Here is a 20,723-nt window from a genome sequence, read left to right as displayed (position 1 = left end):
GATGGTGGGGCTTTTTTGTTGTTGGCCCCGCCCCCTCCACTGGCATCCCCGTGAAAACGGGGATCCATGGAAGCGAACGGATAAATGCCATGGATCCCCGCTTTCGCGGGGATGCTGCCTAAAGAAAATAGCGGGGATTACCGTCTGGCCGCCGCGCTGATGGACAGAAGGGCTTGCGCGGTGACCAATTCATCCGGGGTTCCGGTTTGCTTGCAGTCCGCTTCCAGCCGCATCAAACGCTGCATAATCGTATCTAGCCGCGCCGTGCTAAACCGCATCAACTGGCCGCGGAAGGAATCTTCCCACTTGAAGAAGATTTTGGGATTGAGGCTGTCCATCGCCTCCTTCGCATTGGCACCCTGATCCATGGCCACACGGGCCAGATGCAGGCGGCGGACATGGTTTTGCAGGGACCGCAGCATGGCAATGATCGCCGTGCCCTCATCCAGCAATTGACGAAAGGTGCGCAAGGCGGCTTCGGTATCCCCGCCCAAGGTCGCAAAAATCAAATCATCCAGCGATTTTGCCCCGCCCTGTCCGCAACAGGCGATTACATCGTCCAGATGCACGGATTTATCGGGGGCGGAGATCATGTAGGTGATCAATTTTTCAATTTCGGCCCGCGCCAGCAAGCGGTCACCCGTCAATTGCTGCGCCAGCCATGCACTGGCATCGTTATCAATGCGCAAGCCCGCATCCTGCAGCATTTCGCGGATCAAGCCGGACACATCGCGCGCCTCGGCCACATAGCACGGCAACGCCGCCGCATTTTTTGCAGATTCCACCAGCTTGCGCAGGGATGAGCGGGTCGAAAGATCACCCCCCTCAATCACCACCAAAGCCGTGGGTGATGGATCGGCCAGGTATTCTTTAATCAACGGGGTCAGGCTGTCCGCCCCGCTTTCAATCCGGATCAGGCGGTTGCCGCCCATCATGGAAATGGCGCGCGCCTCGTCATTCAGGCGCGCGGGGTCAGACCCCAGAGAATCCGCATTCAACACCGCAACATTGAACGGATCATTCAAATCCGCCACGACCGTTTTACCGATCAGGGCGGCACGCTCCTTCATCAACCCTTCGTCCGGGCCAAACACCAACACCACCCGGGCCGCAGGGTCCGGGGATTTCACAAAGGGTTCAATCTGGCGAAAGGTGAGTTTCATGGGCCGATCCTGTCGGAAGCAGCGGGTTGGGTCAAGGTTTTCCCGTCGTTCCAAATGCGCTCTAAACACCCCCTCTCCCATGGGGAGAGGGTTGGGGTGAGGGGGTAAGATACTGATTAAAGAAGCTCACATTCCGAACCCCTCCCCCTAACCCCCTCCCTCTGGGAGGGGGAACGCACCCCAGTTAAAGCGAAAAGGGTCTAAGGCAAAATCTTATACCGCACACCTTCAACCGCCTGTGCTTCATACGGCGTTTTTTGCTGCGGGGTGCGGTTCATGTACAAGACCACGGCCTGTTCAATCTGACGGGACAGATCTTTGAGGCCGTTATCACGGGCGTTTTGTTCGGTCACGCGGGTCGAGAACTGGCTGCCCAGAACGTTGTAGCTGGTGATCGTTGACAACGCGCGCTCCAACACAGGCTGGCCCGTGAGCCCGTCGACCAGCACCATCGTGGTGCGCAGGCGAAGTTGGGCCCGCGTCGTATCGGCGCTTTTGGTCACATCCAGTTCGGTTTTTATTTCCTGAATCGGTGCAATATCAAGGCGATAGCGTGCATCGGCCGGGCGGCCTTCGGCATAAAACCGGTCGATCAACGCGTTGCGCAATTGCTGGCCGGAACGGTCGGGGATATTGCTGATCGCCACATCATTCAGGGCCACGCGCGCGCCTGACGGGATCGCCGCCGTGCCATACATGGGCCGGAACCCGCAGGCAGACACGCTCAATGCGACCAAAACAGAAACCAGCATCAATCCAAACAAGCGCACGTTTTATTCCCCTATTCCTGTCATTCCGACCACAAACCCCTTACGGGCATTTCAATGTCAAAACCCCGTCCGTGATGTGAACCATGACGGTTTGGACATCGTTCGTCCAGCCCTGATCCGCGGCAAAGGCCGCAATGGCCGGGGCCGCCGCCGGGTCCAGACCCGCCACAACCACCTTGCCCCGCACTTTTTCCGCATCCAGCGTCATGGTGAATAATTGCCCCACGGGCAGGCGATCCCCATCCCCAGGCGGGTAAAGCGGGCGGGCATCTTTTGCCTTTTTGATGCTCAGCGCATAAATCGGGCCGACCGCATCACGCAGATCGGCGCAACGTTGCACCCGCGCCCGCGCATCATTCAGCGCGGGGCCAAAAAACTCATCCGCCGTCATCTTGCCCGCCGCAAAATCCGCCGCGCGGGAGGCGCGCCCATCCTTCGCCGCACGATCGCGCAGTTCGATGCGAATGGCCTCGCGCGACCGCGTGGTTTCAAACGGCCCCAGCACCAGAATATCCCGCGTGGCAAAGGCCCCCATGGCCGCCACCCATTCCGTTTTGGCCCGCTGCGGCAAAGGCAGGAACACCCAGCGCCCATCCGGCGACCACACCCCGCGATAGGTCAGCGGTTGATTGATAAATTCCGCGCGGAATGAGGCCAGCACAGTTCCCGCATCATCACGCACATCAAACCCGATGGTGCCACCCGTTTGATCCGCCATTCCCGGTGGCCACAGGCGCATTTGTTTGCCCTGCGTTTCCTGCAACACGGGCACCAGACCCAGGGCACCATAGGGTTGTTCCACGGGGGACGCCGTGCCCGCGCGCAGATCCTCCAGCGACAGGGCAAACGCCGCCCCAAAAGGGGGCAACGGCAAGACATCGGCGTTGAACAAATCGCGCCCCTGCTCGGTCGTCAGCCATTGGCTTTGCTGCGTCACAAGGCGCAGCAAAAACGCCATGTGGCGCAAATCTTCGGGCTTGGGCGGGGCGGCTTCGTTCACATGGGCAGGAAGTTCCGCCATATCCAGAATGAACATTTGTTCCGCCACATCGTAATGCGTGCGGTTCAGGGCAAAGGATGTGCTTTGCCGCGGGGGGACCTGATACACCTGCACCAGATCACCACCCACAGGCGTGGACCACCGCCCCTGTTCCAGCCCGCCAGCCATCGCCGGAGGACAGAACAGGGCCAGAAGCCCGATCAGAGCACCCGTCTTAACCGACCACCACATTGACGATCCGGTTCGGGACGATGATGATTTTGCGGACATCTTTACCCTCCAGCGCTTTTTGCACGTTGGCGTCGTTCAGCGCGGTTTGTTCGGCATGGGCCTTGTCCGCGTCTTTCGGCAACGTAATGGTCGCCCGCATTTTGCCATTCACCTGCACCGCGATGGTCACGGTGTCGGATTGCAGCAAAACCGGATCGGCCTTTGGCCACGGCGTGTCCACCAGCAAGGTGGTATGCCCCAGCGCCGCCCACAATTCTTCGGCCAGATGCGGCATCATCGGGTTCATACATTGAATCAATGTTTCCACCGCTTCGCGCAGAGCCCAGTGGTCGGCGGCATCATTGGCCTTGAACGACCCAATCGTGTTGGACAATTCACGAATACGCGCCACCGCCTTGTTCAGGTGGAAGGCCTCAATATCCGTCGCCACCCCGGCCATAACGCCGTGGGATGCGCGGCGCAATTCCGTCGCCGCATCACTGAACGCCGATGGCGCGGCCGTTTTTGCAGCCGGCAGTGTGGCCAGCAATTCATCCACCATACGGTGAACACGGTTGACGAAGCGCCATGACCCTTCCACCCCGGCATCGGTCCATTCCAGATCGCGCTCAGGCGGGGAATCCGACAGGATGAACAAACGGGCCGCATCGGCACCATAGGTGCCCAAAATCACTTCCGGATCGACCACGTTTTTCTTGGATTTCGACATTTTTTCAATGCGGCCTTGTGTCACGGGCGCGCCGGTTTTGGCGTGTTTAAACCCGCCTTTGCCGTCTTCGACCGCATCATCGGGCAACATCCATTTGCCGTCCGCATCCTTGTACGTGGCATGGGTCACCATGCCTTGCGTAAACAGGCCCGCGAAGGGTTCAGCCACATCCAGATACCCACAATCCTTCAACGCACGGGTGAAGAAACGGGAATAAAGAAGGTGCAGCACGGCATGTTCCACCCCGCCGATATATTGATCGACAGGCAGCCAGTAGCCCGCTTTTTCACGCGAAAACGCTTCGTTTTCATTGCGCGGGTCGCAATAACGCGCGAAATACCAGCTGGATTCAAAGAACGTGTCGAACGTGTCGGTTTCGCGCTGGGCGGGTTTGCCACAGGACGGGCATGCACAATTTTTCCATGTCGGATGGTGCGCCAGCGGGTTGCCCGGCTTATCAAACGTCACATCATCCGGCAGGGTGACAGGCAGCTGGGCATCCGGTACCGGAACGATGCCGCAATCCCCGCAATGGATCATCGGGATCGGGCAGCCCCAATAACGCTGGCGTGAAATACCCCAGTCGCGCAAACGATATTGCGTGGTGCCAAAGCCGCGTTTATCGGCCTCCATGCGCTTGATCACTTCGGATTTTGCTGCATCCACGCTCATGCCATTCAGGAAGTCGGAATTGACCAAAACGCCATCGCCCGTATAGGGCAAATCGCCCTCTCCGCTGATGACACGCGTAATCGACAAGCCGTATTTTGTTGCGAAGTCAAAGTCACGTTGGTCATGCGCCGGGCAGCCGAAAATGGCCCCCGTGCCGTAATCCATCAGGATGAAGTTAGCCAGATAGACCGGCAATTCCACGCCCGGAATCAACGGGTGTTTGACCTTCGCGCCAGTGTCCAGACCGAATTTATCACCCTGTTCAATCGCCGCTTCGGACGTGCCGCCTTGCTGCACCTTGGCCATGAAGGATTCATAGTCCGGGTGCGATCCGGCCAGTTGCGCCGCCATCGGGTGGTTCGGGGACAAACCCACGAACGACGCACCGAACAGCGTGTCCGGACGGGTTGTGTATACCTCGATCTGTTGATCGGACCCGACCAGATCGAATTTGAATTGCAGGCCTTGGGACTTGCCGATCCAGTTTTCCTGCATAATCCGAACCTTCTCCGGCCAGCGATCCAGTGTCTGGATCCCCTGCAGCAAATCTTCCGCGTAATCAGTGATTTTCAGGAACCATTGCGACAATTTACGGCGTTCCACCGGGGCCCCGGTGCGCCAGCCCTTGCCATCCACCACCTGTTCGTTGGCCAGAACGGTGTTGTCGACCGGGTCCCAGTTGACCCAGCTTTCTTTGCGATAGGCCAAGCCCTTGCGATAGAACTCCAGGAACATCTTCTGTTCGTGTTTGTAATACCCCGGGTGGCAGGTCGCGACCTCCCGGCTCCAATCAATCGACAGGCCCATGGATTTCAGCTGGTCGCGCATCACCGCAATATTCGCGTAGGTCCATGTACCCGGATGTTCGCCACGTTCCATTGCCGCGTTTTCCGCCGGCAGACCGAACGCATCCCACCCCATCGGGTGAATGACGTTAAAACCCTGTGCCTTGCGATAGCGCGCCACAACGTCGCCCAACGTGTAATTCCGCACGTGCCCCATGTGAATCCGCCCCGACGGATACGGGAACATTTCCAGGACGTAGTATTTCTTTTGGCCCTTATCCTCCGCGCTGGCGAAGGACGCACGGTCTTCCCAGGTTTTGCGCCATTTGGCTTCGGTGTCGCGGATATTGTATTTGCTCATCGCTATCTCGTTGATAATGCAGGGTAAATCATAACAGGCGCGCGCCATACAAGCCGCTGCGCCATACGCCGGACCACTATTATCCATTTTTTCAATGTTTTCAAAGACAATCAGGCGCTGATGGAGTGATCAAAACCCATGCGTCCTGAGGGTGAAACACCACGAACGATCTTTTTCCTGCGGGCTGTGTGGCGGCGCGTGGCGGAGAATGTTTTGCGCCTGTTCGGGGTAGAGCCGGAACGGACGACACTGGCGTTGACCAACACGCCCCCAACGACAGAAGAAGCCTTGCAGGCCTATGACCGCCTGCGCCGTATTTTCGGGGCGTGGCAGAGCGAGTCCGACCAGATTGATATTCTACAGGCCGAGAAGTGGCTGGCATCAAACGAGGCGCTGGATTCCATCGTCGCCGACATTAAGGGGCGGCGGCATAACCAGTTCCGCCTGTTGAACAGTGACCGGTACCATGTCGACACATTGCTGGATCACGCGGATACCATCGCACAGGCTTTGCCCGACTGGGATCAGGCGAATTTACAGGAAATGCGGCGGCTGCATGATTTATCATCCGGCCTGACCCATCCGGAATTGATTGATGCGCTGGAAGATGCGTTAAAACACTCGGAATCCCAGTGGTTGGAGACGTTTGAAGTGTCCGAACGCGACGGTGCCCGCGCCGCGTGGCAGGCACAGCAACCGATCCTTGAAAACATTTTCTCCTTACGCCGCCAATTGGCGACGGAGCCCGCCCGGCGGCTGGGCGTGGCGGTGTCGGAGGTGTTGCTGGATGAATGGAATCCGCACACCCGCAACAGCGATATTGACCGCGCCATTGAATCGGCCAAAACGCGTTACCCCCATAATTTACAGGGTTTGGCGCAGAAATTGCGCGATGCCCCGCCACCTTTGCCCCTGCCCGATGTTGCGGAAGAGCTGCAGCAAAAATTATTCCGTCATGTCCTGAACGCGTTTCTGGATGCGGGGGGATGGGACCAAAATCAGCTGGACCACCATGATATCGAGATTGATTTTACCACCCTGCCCAACGGGTTTTGCTGGGGCACGCCCAACCGCATCAAACTGGCGATTGAATGTTATGAGGATGATGTCATCCGGGGCCTGAGCAACGCCATGCATGAATGCGGGCATTTGCTGTATCTGCTGGCGCTGAACCGCCTGCCCGATGCCGTGAAATCGCAACCCGTGGGGCGTGTGAACGGGTACAACACCCACGAAGCCGCCGCGATGTTCTTTGAGCAAGCGGGGTATAAGAAGCGGTTCTTCGATATTGCTGCGCCTTTGATCCGCAGCATTTTGCAGATGGACGGGCCGGAATGGACACCCGAAAATTTGCACGCTCTGGCCACGCGCCCCGATCCGCACGACATGAATTGGGGCACCAGCGAGCTAGCCTTGCCGCCGAACATGGTTTGGCGCGTGCTGGCCGAACGCAAAATCCTTGATGGGGAGATGAAGGTCGCCGACCTGCCCACCTTCTGGGCCGAAACGATGCAGCAATTCACCGGCCAGTCGCATGATCCCGATGATTTCATGGTGGCGGAAAGCCATTGGTTTGACCGCCAGATGGGTTATTTCTGGGCCTATCAGACGGGTGCGATTGCGGCGTCGGCTCTGCATGATGCGCTGGCGCGGGACACGCCGGATCTGGATCAAAATGTTGCAACATTGGCCGATTATTTGCGCCCCTACGCCAATTTCATCGAAGATCGTGTCTTCGCCCAGGCCGGACGCTTCCGCCCGCTAATCCTGCTGGAAATGGCCGCGGGCACACGACCCAGTATGCGCGCCTATCTCGACCGTCTGGGGCGGTTGGCGGAACCGGGCACAAGCCCGCACAATAAAGTGCAGCAAAACCCCGCCCCAAATTCAAACCACAAATAATCCCACCCCTCCCCTCTCCCGCAGGGAGAGGGAGTTTCAGGTGGATGCGACAGAGCGCGTGAATGTGGTCTTTTCACGCGCTCTGTACGACGTTAAAATGCCGATTTTATGCGGCTTTTTTGATGATTTCCACCTTCGGGAAATCGATCTCTGTTTCCGCCACGCCGTTCACCGCGTTGGTGAAGATGTTCAGCGCAACATTGGCGATGATTTCCAGCAATTCTTCATCGCTTAAGCCCGCGTCACGGGCGGCGGCGACGCCGGACTGCATATTTTCGCCATGGGTGCGGTTGACCTCCAGCGCGAAGTCAATCATCGCCTGGGTTTTCGGGTCGGACACCGTGCCGCTTTGGGCCGAGCGCAGGTCATCCGCGCCAACACCGGCCATGCGGCCCAGGGCCGTGTGGGCGCTCAGGCAATAGCCGCAATCATTGCTGCTGGCCAAGGCGATGGCCAATTGTTCGCGGGCCTTGCCGTTCAGCGTGTTGCCAACGATGCCAGAGAAGGCGAAATACCCCTCCAGCACTTTCGGGGCATTGGCGATGACGCGGAACATGTTGGGCACCATGCCCAGCTTGGCCTTGGCCCCCGCCAGTAATGTTGCAACATTGCCCGTGGCGGTATCGGGATTGATGAGTTGAATGGTCATGATCGTCTCCTTTGGGTTTTGGGTTTCAATGCACAGTCATCTTCAAATTCTATCTATATAAAGATAGATATTCAGGGAGGGAGAAAAAATGCGTGGTCATCATCACTTTCTATCTGCCCGAAACTTTGTAATCTCTTCTTTTTCGTCACACCGGCGCAGGCCGGTGTCCATACAATCTATCCTATGGATCCCGGCCTTCGCCGGGATGACGTCTAGGGGTGTAGAAAAGGGGCAATCGCCTGATCAATCAGGGCCGGGTTATTCTCCAGCCGCGCGATCAGCAACACCCCTTCCAGCGCACCGATAAAGCACAGCGCTTTGGCCTGCGCCTGATCGGATGGAATGGATGGATCCAGCCGCACAAATTGCCCGGCCAGCCAGCCGCGCATATCATCGAAATAGGCCTTTAGGGCCGCACGGGCCGCATCATTCATGGCCGCAAATTCTGCGGCCAGCATGCCGCACAGGCAGAAATTATCCTGCCGTCCGGTGATGAAGCTTTTGAATAAGTCACCCAAAGCCTGCAATGACGCTTGTGGCGACATTTGTACCACATCAATCGCCGCCAGTTTTTCACCAACGATCTTGCGCTGGCGCTCGATCAGGGCCACAGCCAGATCATCCTTCTTCTTGAAATAATAATGGATGCTGGAGGTTTTTATGCCAACGGCGTCCGATAAATCGATATAGCTGAACCCGTTGAAACCACGCGCCTGCGTCAGCTCCCCGGCTACTCTTAATACTTGTTCGCGCATATCGGACATTTGTTGGCCTCGTTTTATTCTATCTATATATAGATATACCAGTCGGTACAAAAAGAGTCAAGGGCTTTTCCAACACGGCCCGCGCAACCGCCGAATGTCCGTGCAAACAAAAAGGGCGCGGAAAACCCCGCGCCCTTTTCTTTGATTTGCAATCAATGCCTTAGACAGAGAAATGCGCGCGCAGATCATGCATGACATGTTCGTCCACCAAACCCTTGTCATGCAGGTAGTCCAGCGCCCGGCCGCCCGAGGCGAACAAGGACCGCTCCGCCAGCTTGTGCAAATAGGGCAGCAATTCATCCTTGTATTCCGCGACCATGTTATCCGCCTTTTCGCCGGAGCGTTTTTTGTATTGGCGGTACAGGGCCAGAACCTGATCATAGGATTCCGGCAGGAACACCGGGTTGCCATGTTCGGTCTGCATGCATTCGATGGTCTGAACCGCCTTGCGGGCCATGATCATCTGGGCGCGGTAATATTCCAGACGCTGGGCCGGGGTGATCAGGCCGCGATTGCGGTCAAACGGCATATTCACCAGCGCCACCAGCTTGTCGAACACGTCCTTGCGGTCGGTATAGGCGCGCGGATCGATTTCATCGTGGCGGGCCTGTTCGATCTTTTCCTGTTGCAGGCACAATTTGCTGTACAGGCGGCGATAGGTCTGCTCGCTCACCTCTTCGTTGATGAACAGGTTTTTCAACGCCGTTTTTTCAACGTGAACCATCGCCAGATGCAGGGACTGGTCGAAAATGATGCGGCCATGGGCCTTCACCAGATCCGCCCGCAGGGCTTCGGCTTCGGCCAGTTTTTGCTCCAGCCGCTGCATCATCGCATCGAAGTGCTCGGGACGGACGAAGCCCTTTTCATAGTGTTTCACCAGGCGCGCGCGTTCGGTCTGAAGGTAATAGATCCCCAGATCGGCTTCGTGCGCTTTTTTCAGCGGGTTTTCATCCGTGACCTTCAGCTTTTTCATGATCGGCACGATCAGCGGGGCCTTGATAAACAAGGTCGCCAGAATGCATCCGATGGTCAGGGCCAACAGGAATTCCTGCGGCGTATAGGGCAAGGCCCAGCCCGGGACCGTGAAATCCGCCGGGATCAGCGTGACGATAATGATCGACAACGCCCCGCGCAAACTGCCCCAGGCCAGCAATTTTTCCCAGGCGGCCGGAATCGGGGCCTCGACCTTGCTCAGGTTCAGCGGGGTTGTGATGGCATAAACCGCCACAATCCGCGAGAACGCCACCACCAGCACGGTGACAATAATCGGCAACCACAATTCCGCCAGCGCCACACCCGAACTGGCGAACAACAGGCCCGCCATCAGGAACACCAGCGAATTCACAACGAAGGCCATGTGTTCGATCAGCTTACCCAGATACTCATCCACTTCGGGGTGCAGCGTGTTGCGGGAATAGTTCCCCATAAACAACGCAGCCACCGTCGTCGCGATAATCGACGAGATATGGACCACGCCGCTGTGGTTGATCAGTTCACAGGTGATAAACACCAGATGCGCGGAAATCAGGATCAGCGTCACAGTCACAAATTCATTTTTCTTTGTATAGCGCAAAGCCCGGGTAAAGATGGCGGCCATCACCAGCCCCAGCCCCACACCCAGAACCATCATGCTGATGAATTCGAACGTGCCGTGTATGATTGTTTCGCTGCCGTGGAAGCCCGTTGTGGCCACACCCAGCAACACCATAAACAGCGCCACCGCCGTCCCATCATTCAGCAGGCTTTCGCCTTCGAACACCAGCCCCAGACGACGCGGCACGTGACATTCCTTGAAGATGGCCAGCACAGCCACCGGATCGGTCGGCGAAATCACCGCGCCAAACACCAGCGCCAGCATGAATGGAATTTCAATCCCCACCAGCGGCAGGGCAAAGTACAACAAGGTCGCAACCGTAATCGTGGAAATCACCATCCCGACCACGGCCAGCAATGAAATCGCCCACGCGCTGTCCAGCATGCGGCGCATATTCATGTTGAAGCCGGATTCAAAAATCAGAACCGGCAGGAAGATGAAGAAGAGCAGTTCGGGCGTGAGGACCATATCGCCCAAAAAGCCGAACACAGAGTTGAGATAAGGCAGGTTCACAATGGGAACCAGCAACACGCCCACCGCGACCAGCAACACCGTATAAGGAATTTTGATCCGCTTGGAGGCGAAGAAGATCACGGTCGAAATCGCAATCAGGACAAACAAGGCTAACGCAGATGTAATATTCAGTACCATTTGAGAGGGATCCTGTTTTTTTCAGAACTGGGCAATCCTCTACTCCCATTCTTGTGCGATGCACAGGAAAAAGTGTAACGCACTGATATTATTTGTATTATTTAGAATAATGGTTGTGGAAAACCCCTCAAAAACGATGATTTACGGGTCTTTTGCGCGGCGAAACACTCAAAAACCCAATAATAACGGGCCAAAAAAGAAGGGCGCAGATTTTATGCTGCACCCTTCTTGCACAAATTTTTGAATTCCACGGGCGCGCAAAAACCCCCGTGGTTATTGGTGTTTTTTAAATGCGTCCACCGGCAGCGACCAGTTTTTGCACAATGATATCCAGCTGATCCAGGTCATCAAACTTGATCTTCACCGTGCCCTTGGTCGCGCTTTTCAGATCGATCGACATTTTCATGCCGAGGCGTTCGGTGATGTCTTGTTCCAAAGCACGCGTGTCGACGTCCTTCACCGGCTTCGCCGCTTTGGCTTTTGCACTTCCGGTTTTGCCTTCGGCGGATGCGGCCAGACGTTCGGTTTCACGAACCGACAGACCCTTCTCCACCACCACGCGGGCCAAGCCTTCCGGATCGGCGGCGGTGATCAGGGCGCGGGCATGGCCGGCGGTCAACATGTCCTTGGCGATCAGCTTGCGAACATTTTCCGGCAGACCCATCAGGCGGATCGTGTTGGCGATGTGGCTGCGGCTTTTGCCGACAACACCGGCCAGCTTTTCCTGCGTGTGACCAAATTCGTTCATCAGGCGGATATAGGCTTCGGCCTCATCCAGAACACTCAGCGATTCACGCTGGATGTTTTCGATCAGGGCAATTTCCATCGCCTGCGTATCATCCAGATCGCGGATAATCACCGGCACGTCATGCAGGCCCGCCTTCTGCGATGCGCGCCAGCGGCGTTCACCACAGATGATTTCATAGGACCCGGCTTTCACCTTCGACGGGCGCACCAACAACGGTTGCAACACGCCATGCGCGGAAATGGATTCAGCCAGTTCCTTCAGCGTCGCGTCATCAAAAACATTCCGCGGCTGTGTCGGACCCGGGATCAATTGCGTCACGGATAACGTCACGCGCCCAGTGGACACGCCCGATGCCGGGGCCGCCGGAGCGGCAGACGGCGCAGCCGATGCAGACGCACCAGACGGGCCAACCAATTCTTCATCATCAAACAGAGCGGAGAGACCCCGGCCCAGACCACGACGTGCTGTACTCATCATGCAGCCCCTTTCACTTCTGTGTTTTGCGATTTATTTTCAATAAGTTGCTGTTCGTTGGCGGCCGCTTCGCGCATCAATGTACGTTCACGCTTCAGCACTTCGCTGGCCAGATGGATATAGGCCGTCGCACCCGGACTTTTCATATCATAGACAATCGCCGGCAGGCCAAAGGACGGGGCCTCGGACACACGAACGTTGCGCGGGATCACGGTGCGGTAAACCTTGTCACCGAAGAATTCACGCACATCATTTTCAACCATGCTGGACAGGTTGTTGCGGCGGTCATACATGGTCAGCACAACGCCATGAATATCCAGCGTCGGGTTAAAGGCCTTGCGCACACGTTCGATGGTTTTGACCAGATGGCTCAAACCTTCCAGCGCATAAAATTCACATTGCAGCGGAACCACAACCGTATCGGTCGCGACCAGCGCATTCAGGGTCAGCAGGCTGAGCGACGGGGCGCAGTCAATAATAATATAGTCAAACGGCAGTGGCTGGCGCAGCGCATCGCGCAGGCAATATTCGCGGCGCTCAACATCCACCAGTTCAATCTCCGCCCCGGACAAATGGATGGAGGACGGAACGATGGACAGGTTCGGAACCTTGGTCTGCATGATCGCATCTTCGACCGCGACTTCGCCGAACAGAACGTCATAGCTGGAATGGCGGATATCAACCCGCTTGATCCCCAGACCCGTAGAGGCATTGCCCTGCGAATCCAGATCAACCAGCAGCACCGTCTTGCCCACCGCGCACATCGCCGTGGCCAGATTGACCGCCGTCGTGGTCTTGCCCACGCCGCCCTTTTGGTTGGCAACCGCCATGATGCGGGGAATTTTCGGGGTCGAAACAGCCTGTTCAGTCATTGATACGTTCCTCAAAGGGGGTTCAATTGGCGTTCTTTAGCGCGCCGATCATGCACGAACGAGTCGATGATCGTCAAACTTTTTGGCAAGAAATTTTTATCAAAGAACGCGAAATCCTGTCATCCCGAACGTATGTGAGGGATCCCACCTTCACCAAGAGGAGATCCCTCGCCGCCTCGCTATCGCAAGGCTCTGTCGGGATGACAAATCAAACCCTTGCCCGGATCGCGGTCAGCACCAGAATACGCGCCGCCGGATCGGTGGCGCTTTGGTGCTCCACCAGATCAAAGTCCCAGTTTTTGCGGGCTTCGGCCACTTCTTCCTCGGCGCGGGCACCCTTGGGGAAGATCAAGGTAATGGCCGGATTAGCCACCACCCACGGAGCCACCAAAGCCAACAAAGCAGGCAAAGCCGCCAGAGCGCGGGCCGTAATCACATCCGGGGCTGGGCGGTTGGCCGTGGCCAGCTCAATCCGCTCATTGGCGATGATCGCCCCGGCTTTTGTTTCACGTGAAACGGTCGAGAGGAAGGAACATTTCTTCTGGTCCGATTCCACCAGCGTTACACTCAGGTCCGGACGGGCAATGGCCAAAACCAAGCCCGGGAACCCTGCCCCGCTGCCCAGATCATAGAGCGTCTGAGCCGCAGCCGGAACCAGCGGCAGAACTTGCAAGGAATCCTTGAAATGCCGGGTATCCGCCTCGCGCAGCGTGGACGGACTGACCAGATTGATCGCCGCCTGCCATTTTTCCAGCAGGGCGCGGTAATGGGAAAGCTTCTCCTCTGTTTCACGTGAAACAGCAGGGATGGTCAGGAGATTAAGCGACATCGCGGTCATCCGGTGCGTCATCCGGGCGTTTCCCGCCACGCTTCACAAAGCGGAGCAGAGCCACAACCGCCGCCGGGGTTACGCCCGGAATGCGAGCCGCAGCGCCCAGCGTGACGGGGCGGGCCTGTTGCAGCTTCAGCCGGATTTCTGTGGAGAGAGAGCCGATGGCCGTGTAATCCAGATCCACAGGCAAAACCAACGCCTCATCCTTGCGGAAGGCGGCGATGTCGGTTTCCTGCCGGTCCATATATCCGGCATAGAGGGCATCAATTCCAATCTGCTCGGCCACAGCCGGGCTGATGGCGCAGAGTTCCGGCCAAACACGGCACAGCGTGGCCCAGTCAATATCCGGATAGCGCAGCAGGTCATAGGCCGAACGCACCTGCCCATCCATGTTCACACGCAAACCCTTTTCAGCCAGAACATTTGGGGATGCCCGCAGCTCCTGCGCCAAAGCCCGGCCAGATTCCAAAGCCGCCTTCTTCGCCGCCCAGTGTGTTTCACGTGAAACAGACACACAGCCAATCTCCAGACCGCGGTCGGTCAGGCGCTGGTCCGCGTTGTCGGCGCGCAGGGTCAGGCGGTATTCCGCCCGGCTGGTAAACATACGATATGGCTCCGGCGCACCACGGCTAATCAGGTCGTCAATCAGAACCCCGATATAGGCCTCAGCCCGGTCGAGAATAAAGGTCCGGCCCTGCCCTTCGGCTTTCAGTGCGGCATTGACCCCGGCCATCAACCCTTGGGCCCCGGCCTCTTCATACCCGGTGGTGCCATTGATCTGCCCGGCCAGGAACAGGCCACTCAGACGCTTGGATTCCAGCGTCGGGCCCAGATCGCGCGGGTCGCAATAATCATACTCAATGGCGTAGGCCCATTCCTTGACCACGACATTCTCCAGCCCCGGGATGGTACGGAGGAGCTGGTCCTGCACTTCAATCGGCAGGGCGTTGGAGATGCCGTTCGGATAGATGGTGTTGTCGTCCAACCCTTCCGGCTCGAGGAAGATCTGGTGGCGTTCCTTGTCGGCGAAGCGGACGACCTTGTCTTCAATCGACGGGCAATAGCGCGGACCTGTGCCCTTGATCGCGCCGGAATACATCGGGGCGCGGTGCAGGTTCGCGCGAATGATATCGTGCGTCGCCTGCGTGGTATGGGTGATATAACACGGCACCTGTGGCACCCGGATTTCATCCGTCATAAATGAGAACGGCACCGGCGGGGTGTCGCCGTGCTGGGGCTCCAGAATGGACCAGTTGATGGTGGACCCATCCAGCCGCGCCGGGGTTCCGGTTTTCAAACGGCCCAACGGGAAGCCGAGCTTCTCCAATGTCTGGGCCAACCCAACGGCCGGGGCTTCACCCACACGGCCCGCTGGAATGCGTTCCTCGCCCCGGTGGATCAACCCGCGCAGGAACGTACCCGTGGTCAACACCACGGATTTCGCCTTAAGCTCTTGACCAGAAAGGGTTTTCAGGCCCGCAACCGCGCCAGATACGGGGTCGAGGATCAAATCATCCGCCCCGCCTTCAATAATCGTCAGATTGGGATAGTCGGCCAGCAAGGCCTGCATCGCTTCGCGGTAGAGTTTACGGTCGGCCTGTGCTCGGGGGCCGCGCACGGCGGGGCCCTTGGACGCGTTCAAAACCCGGAACTGGATTCCCGATTGGTCGATCACGCGACCCATGACACCGTCCAGCGCGTCAATCTCGCGGACCAGATGTCCCTTGCCCAGCCCCCCGATGGCCGGGTTGCACGACATCACCCCGATCGTATCGGCGCGGTGTGTGACCAGGGCCGTATCGGCCCCCATACGCGCAGCGGCCGCCGCGGCTTCACAGCCCGCATGCCCGCCACCCACAACAATGACATCGAATGAGGTTTTCATGATCTTGGTGTCCATCGCGCGCTTATATCCCGCCTGTGGATAAAATTCCAGTTTTTGCTGATGCGAAACCGCTTAAAGCGCCCATGTCCGGGGAAACGGGGTTGTGTCGCATTTCAAGACCGAAAAGACACGCTCCGGCCCACTGACCCGAGGGGCGCAGACATGCAACGGGTTCGGCTGCTTGGTCTGCACCATGTCCCATTGCGCCAACAGGCGCGCCTGTTGCTTGTGCCCTGCGCCCACCCCTTCGGCCAACGCACTCATCCCCGACGCCATGGCCACGGCCAGCACAGAGCCGGCCAGAAACTTAACCCCAAAACGACCAGCCCGCACCTTGCCCTGTTCACTGATCAGGGCCGTGCGCCACGCGGTCGCCGCGCCAACCGCCGCCCCCAGATAGGCCGCCGTTTCAAAAGCGGTTTGGGCCGAAACCACATCCCCCTCGCCCAGCGCCTTGATCGCCAGCGTGGTGGCCGCGGCGGCGCCAATTGCCACGTCGCTGTAATGATGGGCCGCGCTATAGCCTTCGAATCCCTTGCGGATGAACAAGCGGTGTAAAACAAAAATCATCGAAGACCCCTTTCGGTCGCGTTCCAAGTCCCCCGCTTATACCCCCCGCGCAATCCCAGCGTCAAGAATTATGGGAATATTTTTCTGGACAGGGTCGCACCCTGCGCCTATAACCCCGGCTGTCATTTTTAATTTTTGGACAGGCCCCATGCCCCAGAATATGCCCCAGAACGCACCTCAGCACACTCAGCCCACGACACGCGATGGCCAAGCCCTGATCAAAGGGGCCAAGGCCGGTTTGCTGATGGCCGCTGGCGTTCCGCTGGTGATCTTTGCCTTTGTCGGCGGCGCAATCGGGATCTGGGCGTCGATTGGTGTGCATCTGGCCACACAATCCTCCCTCGCATTCTTCGGCACCTTTGCCGCCGTGGCGGCCACAACATGCGGGTCGCTCGCGTTGGGGCAATATACCTGCAAACGCGCCGCCGCCGCATATAACGCTGTACCAGGTTATGGCGTGACCAAAATGGTGGGCGCTGTTCTGGCCCCGACCGCCCTCGCGCTCGGATTAACGCACGCCGCACCCCACATGATCCCGGCACCGATCACAGCCGCGTTCAACACGGTCGTGCAAAAAAACATCGCTACGCAGATTGACGCGCCCCGCAATACGCAACAGGCCGCGCCGCAAGACGATCACACAAACACCGATAAAACCGATGTTTCTGGCCCGTCGGATCATTTGGTCTATGTGCTGGAGTCGAAAGATTGTGACAGCGAAAGCGCGAAAGAGCTTGAGCGTTTTATGGCGGATCAAAAAACCGCTTTCATCTGCCTGCCGAAATTTGTTCCGTAGTTTTTCAAGAGAGAAAAAACCAATGACCCTGATCAAAAAAACCCGCGATTTTTTAAACAGCAACGCGCTAGCCTCATTCTCGATGGGCGTGACCAGCGGTGCCCTGATGGTCGTTGGTGTAGCGTCGGCCTTTGCCATTACGCCCATCGTGATCAATGGCGGGGCCCTTTCCCTGATGCTGGGCATGTTGGGTGGTATAACACCCGTGCTGGCCTTCGCCGCCGCCGGCGTAACCGCCAGCCTGGCCGCCACATGTGGTTATGTGACTTATCGCGCGGGCCGCGCCCATCATGAGTTTCGCGAGAACAATAAACTCTTCGTCAAAAATCACGGTCCGTCCCATATGGCGGGCCATGCAGCGGCCATGGCGCTTTATGCCGCCGTGCTCACAGCCACCCCCAGCCTGGACACCATTTTCAATGCGGTGGTCAGCGGCCCCGATGAATCCACACCCACCACCACGCTGGACAAAGACACGCTGGTCTATGAAATGACATCAAAGAATTGCGCAGGCGACGTGGCGCAGGATTTCTTGCGCTTTATGCGGGAACAGAACGTGCCCGCCTATTGCTTTCAGACCAGTCCGAAGCCGTAAATACACTAACGCGACGCCAGCAATTGCATGTCGTATCCAGCCGGGTTTTGAAAAGCACGCAGACCAAACAGCGGCAAGATTGCGTAAAGATGGTCGAAAATATCCGACTGGATTGATTCATACTCCGCCCATGCAACGGTGTTGGTGAAGCAATACATCTCAAGCGGTAAACCCTCGGCCCCGGGTGCCAGCTGACGCACCAGAATGGTCATGCCCTGATGAACACGTGGGTGGGCGCGCAAATAATGTTCAACATACGCGCGGAAGGTTCCAATATTCGTCAAGCGGCGCGCATTCACCGGATCTTCGCCGCGTTCGCCGATCGCACCGTTCCACTCCTCCAGTTCACGGTCCTTGCGGGATAGGTAATCCTTCAGGCTCCTGAATTTACCCAGTCGGTCCACAGCATCCGAATCCAGAAAATGAATACTGGACTGATCCAGATAGATGGCCCGTTTAATTCGCCGTCCGCCAGATTCTTGCATTCCGCGCCAATTTTTGAACGGATCGCTAATCAATCGCCGTGTGGGCAATGTGGTAATGGTCTTGTCCCAATTCTGCACCTTTACCGTATGCAAGGCGATGTCAATCACATCGCCATCGGCATTCAGTTGCGGCATTTCGATCCAGTCGCCCACGCGCACCATATCGCTTGATGAAATCTGAACGCTTGCCACCAGCGACAACAACGTATCCTGAAAGACCAGCATCAAAACTGCGGCCATCGCCCCAAGTCCCGACAACAGAATGACAGGCGATTTATCAATCAACGCCGCGATCATCAGGATCGCCGCAACGGCAAACAGGGCAATCTTTATAACCTGAATATACCCCTTAATCGGGTGGACGGCGGATATCGATCTACGCTGGTACAGTGCATTGACGGTGTTCAACGCGGCACTGATGGCCCGCGCAACCGTCAGAATGATGAACGCGGACGACACGTTGTAAACCACCCTGACCAGCAGATCAGGCAGACCGGGAACAAGATGAATACCCCCAATAATCACAAGCGCGGGGACAACATTCGCCAGTCGCGGCACAACACCGTCATGTAAGGATTTTTCATCCTGTCCAATCGGCGTGTAACGCAACAAATGCGTGACAGCACCCACCAGAACTCTTTTCACGACAAAATTGGCTATGGTGGCGACCAGCACCAAAACAGACAGTCCAATCACCCACGACCATGGTGAAGCGGGGTCCAATAAAGATTGATAATGCTGAATCAGCGCGAAAAGTTTTTCAAACATGGGTTGATTTCATTCAGGCGTTACGATGGGGAAGGCCCAAGGGTAAAACATCCTGCCGCGCGGCTCAACCTTTGATGCCTTTTTATTTCCCGATACAAAAATCGCGGAAAATGACGTCGAGCAAATCCTCGACATCAACGCGTCCCGTGATGCGGCCCAGCGCGCGTAAGGCCAGCCGCACATCCTCTGCCATCAATTCTGGCAGAGGTGCAGCCAGCGCCCGTGTCAAATGGCCGCGGCATTGTTCCAGCGCATCGCGGTGACGGGCGCGGGTTAGTGACGGGGCCTCACGGCGACCCACCACCTGCTCCAGCCGCTCAATCATGGCGTTGATCAATCCATCCATGCCCTGGCCTGTGCGGGCGGATACGTCGATCGCCGTATAGCCCGTGATATCAACGGGGCGCGAACCTTCCGTGTCTGCCTTGTTCGCCACGATGATGCAATTTTCATCGACCAGGCCCAGCGTGTGGTGATCCAGCGTGTCATCCGTGGCATCGAACACCAGCATACGAATATCCGCACTTTCGGCCCGTTGCAGGGCGCGGCGAATGCCCTCGCCCTCAATCGCATCGGCGCCACTTGTGCCGATCTGATCGGGGCGCAGGCCCGCCGTGTCGGCCAGAATAACCGGATAGCCGTTGAGATCCAGATGCACCTCAATCACATCACGGGTGGTGCCGGCCTGATCCGATACAATGGCCACATCGCGTTTGGCCAGCGCATTGACCAGCGATGATTTGCCCGCATTGGGCGCACCAATCACGGCGATATGAATGCCATCGCGCAGGCGTTCGCCGCGGCGGTTATCATTCAAATGCGCCTGCACATCCTCAATCAAATCAAGAATGACGGGCGTTACTTGTTCCGCCACACCATCGGGCAAATCTTCATCCGGGAAATCCAGATCGGCCTCCAGATGCGCCAAGGCCCGTTTTAATTGATCGCGCCAGCCCTCATACAGGCTGGAGAGCGCCCCATCCATCTGGCGCAACGCTTGCTGCGCCTGTAACTGCGTTTCGGCATGGATCAAATCGGCCACAGCTTCGGCCGCGGTTAAATCCATCTTGCCGTTTTCAAAGGCGCGACGGGTAAATTCACCCGGCTCCGCCATGCGGTGCCCGGGTTGGTTTTTTAGTGCGCCCAACATCGCCCGCACAACGGCGGGCCCACCATGCAGATGGTATTCCACCACATCTTCACCGGTGAAACTGACGGGGCCTGAAAACCCAATCACCATCGCATGATCAATCACTGCACCCTGCTGCGGATCACGCAGAAGGCGCAGGGTCGTCATGCGTGGGATCAATGGTTTTGCACCCGCAATGACGGCAGCGGATTTGTGCGCGCCCGCACCCGATACACGCACAACCGCCACCCCACCCCGCCCCGGGGGTGTGGCCAATGCGTAAATCGTATCGGTATGCGACGCAGTCATGGCAGGTTC

Annotated in this window: 17 protein-coding genes; 3 read left to right on the top strand and 14 right to left on the bottom strand. The window is 57.5% G+C overall.

The genetic code is table 11. The features are described from left to right. Positions 1-137: 137 nt before the first annotated feature. The 4 genes from holA to leuS all read right to left on the bottom strand — a co-directional run bounded on the left by holA (position 138) and on the right by leuS (position 5,691). On the bottom strand, positions 138-1,163 hold the full coding sequence (gene holA / locus MICA_RS00170) for a DNA polymerase III subunit delta (RefSeq protein WP_014101611.1): 1,026 nt from the start codon (positions 1,161-1,163) through the stop codon (positions 138-140). Between the two features lie 200 nt (positions 1,164-1,363). After that, positions 1,364-1,933: an LPS assembly lipoprotein LptE gene (lptE, locus tag MICA_RS00165; RefSeq protein ID WP_014101610.1), complete on the bottom strand. Its 570-nt coding sequence runs from the start codon at positions 1,931-1,933 to the stop codon at positions 1,364-1,366. 40 nt (positions 1,934-1,973) lie between these two features. Next, the gene (locus tag MICA_RS00160) at positions 1,974-3,203 is read right to left on the bottom strand and encodes a hypothetical protein (RefSeq protein ID WP_236619916.1); all 1,230 of its coding nucleotides are present in this window, start codon (positions 3,201-3,203) and stop codon (positions 1,974-1,976) included. Next, positions 3,148-5,691: a leucine--tRNA ligase gene (gene leuS / locus MICA_RS00155; RefSeq protein ID WP_014101608.1), complete on the bottom strand. Its 2,544-nt coding sequence runs from the start codon at positions 5,689-5,691 to the stop codon at positions 3,148-3,150. The genes MICA_RS00160 and leuS overlap by 56 nt, the downstream gene beginning before the upstream one ends. Before the next feature lie 198 nt (positions 5,692-5,889). Between leuS and MICA_RS00150 the strand changes: the two genes are divergently transcribed. Beyond that, the gene (locus MICA_RS00150) at positions 5,890-7,593 is read left to right on the top strand and encodes a gluzincin family metallopeptidase (protein ID WP_236619915.1); all 1,704 of its coding nucleotides are present in this window, start codon (positions 5,890-5,892) and stop codon (positions 7,591-7,593) included. 106 nt (positions 7,594-7,699) lie between these two features. On the opposite strand, the gene MICA_RS00145 is transcribed toward MICA_RS00150, so the two are convergent. From MICA_RS00145 to MICA_RS00110, 8 genes are all read right to left on the bottom strand, one after another. Continuing rightward, complete coding sequence (locus tag MICA_RS00145; protein WP_014101606.1) at positions 7,700-8,242, bottom strand: carboxymuconolactone decarboxylase family protein; 543 nt, start codon at positions 8,240-8,242, stop codon at positions 7,700-7,702. A gap of 212 nt (positions 8,243-8,454) precedes the next feature. Further along, complete coding sequence (locus MICA_RS00140; protein ID WP_014101605.1) at positions 8,455-9,006, bottom strand: TetR/AcrR family transcriptional regulator; 552 nt, start codon at positions 9,004-9,006, stop codon at positions 8,455-8,457. A gap of 160 nt (positions 9,007-9,166) precedes the next feature. Next, positions 9,167-11,251: a cation:proton antiporter gene (locus tag MICA_RS00135; protein WP_014101603.1), complete on the bottom strand. Its 2,085-nt coding sequence runs from the start codon at positions 11,249-11,251 to the stop codon at positions 9,167-9,169. A 286-nt stretch (positions 11,252-11,537) separates the two neighbouring features. After that, entirely contained in the window at positions 11,538-12,476 is a 939-nt protein-coding gene (locus tag MICA_RS00130) for a ParB/RepB/Spo0J family partition protein (RefSeq protein WP_014101601.1), read from the bottom strand. Continuing rightward, the gene (locus tag MICA_RS00125) at positions 12,473-13,345 is read right to left on the bottom strand and encodes a ParA family protein (protein ID WP_041793690.1); all 873 of its coding nucleotides are present in this window, start codon (positions 13,343-13,345) and stop codon (positions 12,473-12,475) included. Before MICA_RS00125 ends, MICA_RS00130 begins: the two co-directional genes overlap by 4 nt. 208 nt (positions 13,346-13,553) lie before the next feature. Next, positions 13,554-14,174, bottom strand: a complete 621-nt coding sequence (gene rsmG / locus MICA_RS00120; protein ID WP_014101599.1) for a 16S rRNA (guanine(527)-N(7))-methyltransferase RsmG — start codon at positions 14,172-14,174, stop codon at positions 13,554-13,556. Further along, the gene (mnmG, locus tag MICA_RS00115) at positions 14,164-16,062 is read right to left on the bottom strand and encodes a tRNA uridine-5-carboxymethylaminomethyl(34) synthesis enzyme MnmG (RefSeq protein ID WP_014101598.1); all 1,899 of its coding nucleotides are present in this window, start codon (positions 16,060-16,062) and stop codon (positions 14,164-14,166) included. The genes rsmG and mnmG overlap by 11 nt, the downstream gene beginning before the upstream one ends. A gap of 72 nt (positions 16,063-16,134) precedes the next feature. Further along, positions 16,135-16,632, bottom strand: a complete 498-nt coding sequence (locus tag MICA_RS00110; RefSeq protein ID WP_014101597.1) for a hypothetical protein — start codon at positions 16,630-16,632, stop codon at positions 16,135-16,137. A gap of 148 nt (positions 16,633-16,780) precedes the next feature. On the opposite strand from MICA_RS00110, the gene MICA_RS00105 reads away from it, so the two are divergent. Continuing rightward, the gene (locus tag MICA_RS00105) at positions 16,781-17,428 is read left to right on the top strand and encodes a hypothetical protein (RefSeq protein WP_014101596.1); all 648 of its coding nucleotides are present in this window, start codon (positions 16,781-16,783) and stop codon (positions 17,426-17,428) included. Between the two features lie 22 nt (positions 17,429-17,450). Continuing rightward, positions 17,451-18,023, top strand: a complete 573-nt coding sequence (locus MICA_RS00100; protein ID WP_014101595.1) for a hypothetical protein — start codon at positions 17,451-17,453, stop codon at positions 18,021-18,023. A 5-nt stretch (positions 18,024-18,028) separates the two neighbouring features. Here the strand turns inward: MICA_RS00100 and MICA_RS00095 are convergent, their stop codons facing one another. Beyond that, positions 18,029-19,276, bottom strand: coding sequence for a mechanosensitive ion channel family protein (locus tag MICA_RS00095; protein WP_014101594.1), 1,248 nt, complete (start codon positions 19,274-19,276; stop codon positions 18,029-18,031). An 82-nt stretch (positions 19,277-19,358) separates the two neighbouring features. After that, complete coding sequence (gene mnmE, locus MICA_RS00090) at positions 19,359-20,714, bottom strand: tRNA uridine-5-carboxymethylaminomethyl(34) synthesis GTPase MnmE (protein WP_014101593.1); 1,356 nt, start codon at positions 20,712-20,714, stop codon at positions 19,359-19,361. Positions 20,715-20,723: the final 9 nt, after the last annotated feature.

This window comes from Micavibrio aeruginosavorus ARL-13, from assembly GCF_000226315.1.
GTDB classification, from domain to species: domain Bacteria; phylum Pseudomonadota; class Alphaproteobacteria; order Micavibrionales; family Micavibrionaceae; genus Micavibrio; species Micavibrio aeruginosavorus_B.
The sequence above is the reverse complement of the archived record's forward strand: the minus strand, read 5'-3'. Positions and strand labels throughout refer to the sequence as shown.